This is a genomic window from Streptomyces canus 299MFChir4.1, from assembly GCF_000383615.1.
Taxonomy (GTDB): domain Bacteria; phylum Actinomycetota; class Actinomycetes; order Streptomycetales; family Streptomycetaceae; genus Streptomyces; species Streptomyces canus_C.
Map to the genome: position 1 here is coordinate 1 of NZ_KB911674.1, position 7,539 is coordinate 7,539.

The 7,539-nt window shown below is 68.5% G+C and carries 5 protein-coding genes and 1 pseudogene; 1 reads left to right on the forward strand and 5 read right to left on the reverse strand.

The window, feature by feature from the left end:
• Positions 1 to 58: 58 nt before the first annotated feature.
• Positions 59 to 505: pseudogene (locus H293_RS62090) on the reverse strand (molybdopterin dinucleotide binding domain-containing protein); the annotation flags it as partial.
• A gap of 347 nt (positions 506 to 852) precedes the next feature.
• Positions 853 to 1,824, reverse strand: coding sequence for a 2-dehydropantoate 2-reductase (locus H293_RS0148415; protein ID WP_020124949.1), 972 nt, complete (start codon positions 1,822 to 1,824; stop codon positions 853 to 855).
• 242 nt (positions 1,825 to 2,066) lie between these two features.
• Between H293_RS0148415 and H293_RS0148420 the strand changes: the two genes are divergently transcribed.
• Positions 2,067 to 2,741 carry a GntR family transcriptional regulator gene (locus H293_RS0148420; protein ID WP_028808874.1) on the forward strand — a complete coding sequence of 225 codons (675 nt, stop codon included), beginning with the start codon at positions 2,067 to 2,069 and terminating at the stop codon, positions 2,739 to 2,741.
• Between the two features lie 588 nt (positions 2,742 to 3,329).
• Here H293_RS0148420 and H293_RS0148425 read toward each other — a convergent pair.
• The 3 genes from H293_RS0148425 to frc all read right to left on the reverse strand — a co-directional run.
• Positions 3,330 to 4,745, reverse strand: a complete 1,416-nt coding sequence (locus H293_RS0148425; RefSeq protein WP_020124951.1) for an OFA family MFS transporter — start codon at positions 4,743 to 4,745, stop codon at positions 3,330 to 3,332.
• A gap of 1 nt (position 4,746) precedes the next feature.
• On the reverse strand, positions 4,747 to 6,138 hold the full coding sequence (locus tag H293_RS0148430; RefSeq protein WP_020124952.1) for an OFA family MFS transporter: 1,392 nt from the start codon (positions 6,136 to 6,138) through the stop codon (positions 4,747 to 4,749).
• Between the two features lie 173 nt (positions 6,139 to 6,311).
• The coding region (frc, locus tag H293_RS0148435; RefSeq protein WP_033416879.1) for a formyl-CoA transferase at positions 6,312 to 7,539 on the reverse strand (1,228 nt) is incomplete at its 5' end.

Here is a 7,539-nt window from a genome sequence, read left to right on the forward strand (position 1 = left end):
GCCCCGTCGCGGATGCGGATCACCTTGCGTCGTTCCGTGACTCGTCCCATGTCCGGTCTCACCTCCGTATCGCCACGACGGGCGTCTTCTCGACAGGCATCTTCTCGATCCGGATCGCGGCGGCCTGGAACTCCACGGTCCCCGCGATCGGACAACCCGCCCTGTGCGCACCCCGGTTGGCGTCCGTGCCGTCCGGCGGACGGCCGGTCATGAACGCCAGACCGGCCCGCAGCGCCGGATCCACCCACACCGGCGCAGTCGTCGAGCCCCGCCGGGTGGCGACCCGCACCTCTTCGCCGACCACCACGCCGTAGCGCTCGGCGTCCTCCGGACTCAGCTCGACACACTCGGTCCGCCGCAGCGACGACGCCGAACCACCCCTCTGAACAAGGGAGTTGTTCGAGTCCGTACGGCGCCCCTTGGTGAGCCGGACCGGATACTCCTCGTCCGTCAGGTCGACGGGAGGGGAGTGCCGGACCAGGTGGAAAGGCGTCCGCCCCGCTCGACCGTCGTGACCGCGGCCGGTGAGCAGCGACAAGTCGGTCAGCGCGCGGACCTCCTCGTGCCCGGTGCCGACGAACGCCCGTAACGGCTCGCCGCGCGCGAAGGTGTGCGCCAACTCCCGCACGACAGCGGCCGGTACGCCCGTCACCTTCACCGCGAGCGACACCGTCCACGGCTCGACGAGCCGCCGGTACTCCTCGAAGCCGGAGGTCGAGCGCTCGATGAACGCCCGATCGGCCAGCCCCGCCCGGATGATCTCCCGGCCGATCGCATGGGCCAACGCGACCCCGGCGCCGGCGTTCGGCCGGATCCGGGGTGACGGCCCGACGGCGTGGGTGCCCGGTGGCGTCATGCGACGGCCCGGAGCGCGAGGAGGTCGGAGAGGGCGTGCACGGTACGGAGCGTGGGCACGTCCACACCGGTGATCTCCGCCAGCTCGATGACCGCGGTGAGCAGGACGTCGAGTTCCAGCGGTTTGCCGCGCTCCAGGTCCTGGAGCGTGGAGGTGCGGTGGTCACCTACGCGCTCCGCGCCGGCGAGACGGCGTTCGATGGAGACACCGACGGTGCAGCCGAGCGCCTCGGCGACCGCGAGGGTCTCGGCCATCATCGTCTCGATGACCTTGCGGGTGCCGCCGTGCAGGCACATCTGGCGCATGGTGGCACGGGCCAGCGCGCTGATGGGGTTGAAGGAGATGTTGCCCAGCAGCTTCAGCCAGATGTCGTCCCGCAGGTTCGGCTCGACCGGGCACTTGAGCCCGCCGGCCTGCATGGCCTCGCTGAAGGCCTGACACCGGGGCGAGAGGCTGCGATCGGGCTCGCCGATCGAGAACCGGGTGCCTTCCAGGTGCCGTACGACACCCGGGCCTTCGAGCTCGGTCGCCGCGTAGACGACACACCCGATGGCCCGGGAGGGAGCGAGCACCGCACTGACCGCGCCGCCCGGGTCCACGCTTTCGATGCGGTGCCCGTCGTGCGGGCCGCCGTGCCCGTGGAAGTACCACCAGGGGATGCCGTTCTGGGCAGCGATGACCGCCGTGGTGTCGGTGAGCAGGGGCTCGATGAGCGGCCCGCACGCCGCGTACGAGTTGGCCTTCAGACCGAGGAAGACGTAATCGACCGGGCCGATCTCGGCCGGGTCGTCGGTGGCGTGGGCGCGGGCGGTGAAGTCGCCGCGCTGGCTGAGGACTTGGACACCGTGCTCCCGCATGGCCGCCAGATGCGGACCGCGGGCGATGAGATGGACGTCGGCACCGGCGCGGTGGAGTGCCGCGCCGACATAGGCACCGATGGCTCCGGCGCCGAGGACTGCGACTTTCATGGGTGGAAGCTCCGTTCGGTGAGGGTGACCGAGGAACTGCCGACTTTGTCGACTGGATATTGTCTACAGGATGGAGAGAGTGCTCAGCAAGGGTTCTGACGTCACCAAGGCCCATGAGCTGCTGCTACGCCCCGGTAAGGCCCGGGCCGACAGGGGTTGTGCGCCGTAGACTGTAGGCGAAAACCAATTCATAATTGGCTCTCAGCTGCAGCGACGAACGCTGTACGGGAGGGACCGTGATGTTGCCGACGACAGGACTGCCGTACGGGACGGTGCCCAGGCTCGAGCGCCCCGGTCCACTGCGCGACCGTGTCTACGGCGCACTGCTCGAACTCATCACCACCCGTGCCCTCCAGCCGGGTCAGCATCTGGTGGAGAGTGAGCTGGCGGGTCATCTGGGGGTGTCCCGGCAGCCGGTGCGGGAGGCTCTTCAGCGGTTGAACACCGAGGGGTGGGTGGATCTACGGCCCGCGCAGGGCGCGTTCGTGCACGAGCCGACCGACGAGGAGGCCGACCAGCTCCTCACCGTGCGCACGCTGTTGGAGGCCGAGGCGGCCCGGCTCGCCGCCGCCAACGCGGGCAGCGCCGGAATCGCCGCCCTGGAGGACCTGTGCGCGGAGGGCGAGAGGGCCGTCGACGCGGACGACGTGGACGGCGCGGTCGCCCTGAACGCCCGTTTCCACGCGAAGGTCATGGAGTTGGCGGGCAACGCGGTCCTCGCCGAGTTGGCGGGGCAGGTGGACCGCCGGGTGCGCTGGTACTACACGCCGGTCGCCCGGCAGCGCGGACGCCAGTCCTGGATCGAGCACCGTGAGCTCATCGCGGCGATCGCCGACCGTGACGAGCAGCGCGCCACCGCGATCATGCGGCAACACACGGAACACACGCGGAAGATGTACCACGACCGCGAGAAGTGACGTACGACGCCAGGCAAGTTCAGGGCCCGTGGCCGTCGAACGGCGCCGGGCCGTCGGATCAGGCAGCCGACGGACAGCGCCCGGCCGACGGACAAGGCGGCGGTTGCTCAGCACCTGGCAATCGGTCGGCACCCTGCTGCCGGGTCAGGCGGCCGTCGATCAGTGCCCGGCCGTCAGCCAGCATTGGGCCATCCGTCGACACCCCGGCTGTCGGGTGAGGTGGTCGGGGGTCGGTGCCTGGCCATGGGTCGGCAGTCGGCAGTCGGTTGGCGCCTTGTCGTTGGGGCAGGCGGGTGTCGGCCATTACGCGGCTGTCGGGTGAGGTGGTCGGGGGTCGGTGCCTGGCCATGGGTCAGCAGTCGGCAATCGGCCGGCACCCTGCCGTTGGGGCAGGCGGGTGTGGGCCAGTACCCGGCTCTCGGGTGAGGCTGCCAGCGGTCGGCGCAGGCCATCGGTCTGCACCCGGCCATCGATCCGCGCCCGGCAACCGGACAAAACCCCAGCCATCGGACAACCCTAAGCCATCGGATCAGGCGGCCCCTCCCCGACGCCATGGGGAAGGGCTGCCTGCTGTCCGAACCGCCGGCCTCAGGCCGCGGCTTGTGGCTGTGGTGCCGGGGCTCCGGTCCGGGACCGTCCCGGCTGCCGTAGCAGCAGGGCGATCGCCGCCGCGAGCATCGAGGTGGCGCCGGCCAGGGCGTACGCCCCGTCGTAGCCCCAGGCCGCGACGACCATGGAGCCCAGGCCGCCGCCGAACAGGCCGGAGATCAGCTTGCCGCTGTACACCAGCCCGTAGTTGGAGGCGTTGTAGTTCTCCCCGAAGTAGTCCGGGGTGAGCGCCGCGAACAACGGGTAGAACGCACCACCCCCGAACCCGGACAGGAACGCGAACACCAGGAACAGCGACTCGCTCTTGATGTCGCCCGCCCAGATCACGCCGAACTGCGCGAGACCCAGGACGACGATCACGAACACCAGCGTGGACTTGCGGCCCCACTTGTCGGACAGCCAGCCCACCACACCGCGCCCGATGCCGTTGATGACGGCCATGACGCCCATCGAGGAGGCCGCCACCAGCGGGCCGAAACCCACCTCCTTGGCGTAGTCGACCTGGAAGGAGATCCCGAAGATCGACACTCCCGCGGTCATGACGAGGGCGATCCACATGAGGGGAAGCATGCCGGTCCTGACGGCCTCCTTGGGCGTGAACTGCCGTACAGCAGGAGGGTTCTTGGCCAGGGCTCCGGCCCCCTTCTCGCCGCCGCCGTGGGTGAGCGGGTCGATGTCCGCGGGCCACCAGTTCTTCGGCGGGTCCTTGAAGAAGAACGCGCACCCGACGACCACGATCAGGATGTAGCACCCGATGAGGTCCAGGACACGGTGGTAATTGGCCGTGTCGAAGCCGTAGTTGAAGATGAAGATGAAGGGCAGTGATCCGTACGCGAAGCCGCCGTTGACGAACCCGGTCCTGGCGCCCCGGCGTTCGGGGAACCACTTGCCGACCATGTTGATGCAGGTCGCGTAGACCAGTCCGGCGCCGATTCCCCCGATGACGCCGAATCCGAGGATCGCCAGCCAGACGTTGCCCAGGTGCGACAGGGCGAGGAATCCGACCAGACACATGCCCGAGCCGATGTACATGGCCTTGCGGGCGGTCAGGATGCCCTTCTCCCGCAGCCAGCCCGCCGGGAAGGCGATGCCGGCCTGGAAGAAGACCCAGACACTGAGGATCCAGAAGGTGTTGCTCTGCGTCCAGCCGTGGGCGTGGGACAGGGTGTCCTCGGCCGAGCCGTACGCGTACTCGAAGACGCTGATGGCCATCATGCTCATCCAGGGCAGATACACCATGATTTTGCGCGAGTGGCCGAGGATGTCCCGGTCGGTCTCGCCGATGCGGTAGACGCGGCCGCCTGCGTCGGTCACTTCTCGGTAGGGACGTGGTGCGGCGGTGGAGTGTGCGGTCTTGTCGGTCTCGCTGCGTGCTGCGTACGGATCTGCCGTCATGTCAGGCCATTTCCTCGCCGAGCGGTTGCGGGTTGGGTACGGTCCGACGGCTGGTCTGGGGCCTGCCGGGAGCCTTCAGGAACAGTGCGAGGACCGCGGACGCCAGGCCGATGGAGCCGGCCAGCACGAACGCGCCCTGGTAGTCCCAGGCGCCGACCACGATCGAGCCGACACCGGAGCCGACGAGCCCCGAGATGAGCTTCGAGCTGTAGACCATGCCGTAGTTGGAGGCGTTGTTGTTCTCACCGAAGTAGTCGGCCGTCATCGCGGCGAACAGCGGGAAGATCGCGCCGCCGCCGAAGCCGGAGACCATGGAGCAGAAGAGGAAGAACGGCATGCTGCCCATCTGGCCGGAGACCAGCACCCCGAACTGGGCGGTGCCCAGCACCAGACAGACGATGATCAGGGTGTTGCGGCGCCCGAACTTGTCGGAGATCCAGCCGATCACCCCGCGCCCGGTGCCGTTGACGATCGCCTTCAGCGACATCGCCGTGGCCACGATCCCGCCCGCGAAGCCCATGTCCTTGCCGAACGGCACCTGGAAGGCGATGCCGAAGATGTTGATCCCGGCCGTGCACAGCAGGCAGAACCACATCATCCACAGGACCGGCGTGCGCGCGGCCTCCCTCGGGGTGTACTGCTTGACGGCCGGCGGGTTCTTCTCCAGCGCCCGCCGGATCTTCGGGTCGTCGGTCTGCTTGAGCGGGTCGACGTGCGGCGGCCACCAGTTCTTCGGCGGGTCCTTGAAGAACCACCCGGCGAACGCCACGATCGCGCAGCAGACGAGGCCCACCGTCACCAGGACACCCCGGTAGTTGCTCAGGTCCATGTACGAGGTGAACAGGAAGACGAAGGGCACCGAGCCGTAGGCGAAACCGCCGTTGACCATGCCGGTCTTGCCGCCCTTGCGCTCCGGGAACCACTTGCCGACCATGTTCACGCAGGTCGCGTAGACAAGGCCGGCACCGATACCGCTGCACACACCGAAGCCCAGATAGGCGAAGATCACGTTCGGCGCGAAGGCCAGCGAGATGTAGCCGAGGATCGTGCCCACCGCGCCGAGCATCATCGCGTACCGGGCCGGAAGCTTTCCGCTCTCCCTGAGCTGCCCGGCCGGGAAGGCCACGGCCGCCTGGAAGAACACCCAGACGCCCATCAGCCAGAAGATGTGCCCACTGCTCCACAGATGCGCCTCGTGCAGTGTGTCCTCGGCCGACGTGAACGCGTACTCCGAGGAACTGATGCCCAGCATGCCCATCCACGGGAAGAGCACCATGGTCCATCGTGGTCGCCCCATGATGTGCCGGTCGGTCTCGCCGACCCGGTACACGCGGCCGTTGCGGTCCGTCACCTCCCTGAAGGCGGCGGACGACGAGTAGTCGATGGCTGTCATAGTCTTCATGACTCCTTGCGTCGAAAGATCTGGCCAGCGCCCCCTGTCCAAATGCCTTTCGTGCGCGCATGGATCCCGGGGTCCCGCCGACGCGCACCGCCGCCGGTCCCCGCGCTCGTTCACGTCATGGACCACCGCCCAGGGGCCCGGGAACGTGGCTTCGGTTCACCACGTCAGATCACCCCGCCCGACCTGAGAAGCCGCAACTCCTCGTCACCGAGCCCGAGTTCGCCGATGTAGATGTCCTCGTTGTGCTGGCCGAGGAGGGGTGGGGTGGTGATGGTGGTGGGGGAGTCGGAGAGTTTGAGGGGGTTGCCGACCGTGGTGAACGTGCCGCGCTGGGGATGTGCGACTTCGACGATCATGTCGTTGTCGGCGAGGGAGCGGTCCTCGATGATCTCTTTCGGGGACAGGATCGGCCCGCACGGGATGTTGTGGGCGTTGAGTTGTTCCAGGACCTGCCATTTGGGCAGGGCCGCGGTCCATTCCTCGATCAGCTGGAACATCTTCGCCAGCTTCGGCAGCCGGGCCTCGGGGGTGGCCCACTCCGGATCGGCGCCGAGTTCGGGCCGGCCGATCAACGCGGACAGAGGCTGCCAGCCGGCGGGCTGAACGATGACGTACACGTAGTCGTTCGGGCCGCCCGGCGCGCACCTGACGGCCCAGCCGGGCTGCCCGCCCCCCGAGGCGTTCCCGGAACGCGGGACCTCGTCGGTGAAGTCGTCGTTGGGGTACTCCGCGAGCGGTCCGTGTGTCAGGCGTTGCTGGTCGCGGAGTTTGACCCGGCACAGGTTCAGGACCGCGTGCTGCATCGCGACGTTCACGCGCTGGCCGCGGCCGGTCCTCTCGCGCTGGAAGAGCGCGGCCAGGATGCCGGCGACCGCGTGGATACCGGTGCCCGAGTCGCCGATCTGCGCACCGGTGGCCAGCGGCGGCCCGTCCTGGAACCCGGTCGTGGCCATCGACCCGCCCATCGCCTGCGCGACCACCTCATACGCCTTGAAGTTCGTGTACGGGCCCTGGCCGAAGCCCTTGATCGAGGCGTACACGATCCTCGGGTTGATCTCCCGGATCCGGTCCCACGTGAACCCCATCCGGTCCACCGCACCCGGCGCGAAGTTCTCCACCAGCACATCCGCACCCCGCACCAGCGCCGTCAGGATCTCCCTGCCCCGCCCCGTCTTGAGGTTCAGCGTGATGCTGCGCTTGTTGCAGTTGAGCATCGTGAAATACAGCGAGTCCGCGTCCGGGACATCCCGCAACTGCCCGCGCGTGACGTCCCCGCCCGGCGCCTCCACCTTCACCACATCCGCCCCCAGCCACGCCAGCAACTGCGTCGCCGACGGACCCGACTGCACATGCGTCATGTCCAGCACCCGCACACCATCAAGCGCCAACGTC

Excerpts from the sequence above, each read along its gene's own strand:
- H293_RS0148415 (WP_020124949.1), bottom strand. The coding sequence starts at position 1,824 with ATGAAAGTCGCAGTCCTCGGCGCCGGAGCCATCGGTGCCTATGTCGGC.
- H293_RS0148425 (WP_020124951.1), bottom strand. The coding sequence starts at position 4,745 with ATGACGGCAGATCCGTACGCAGCACGCAGCGAGACCGACAAGACCGCA.
- H293_RS0148430 (WP_020124952.1), bottom strand. The coding sequence starts at position 6,138 with ATGACAGCCATCGACTACTCGTCGTCCGCCGCCTTCAGGGAGGTGACG.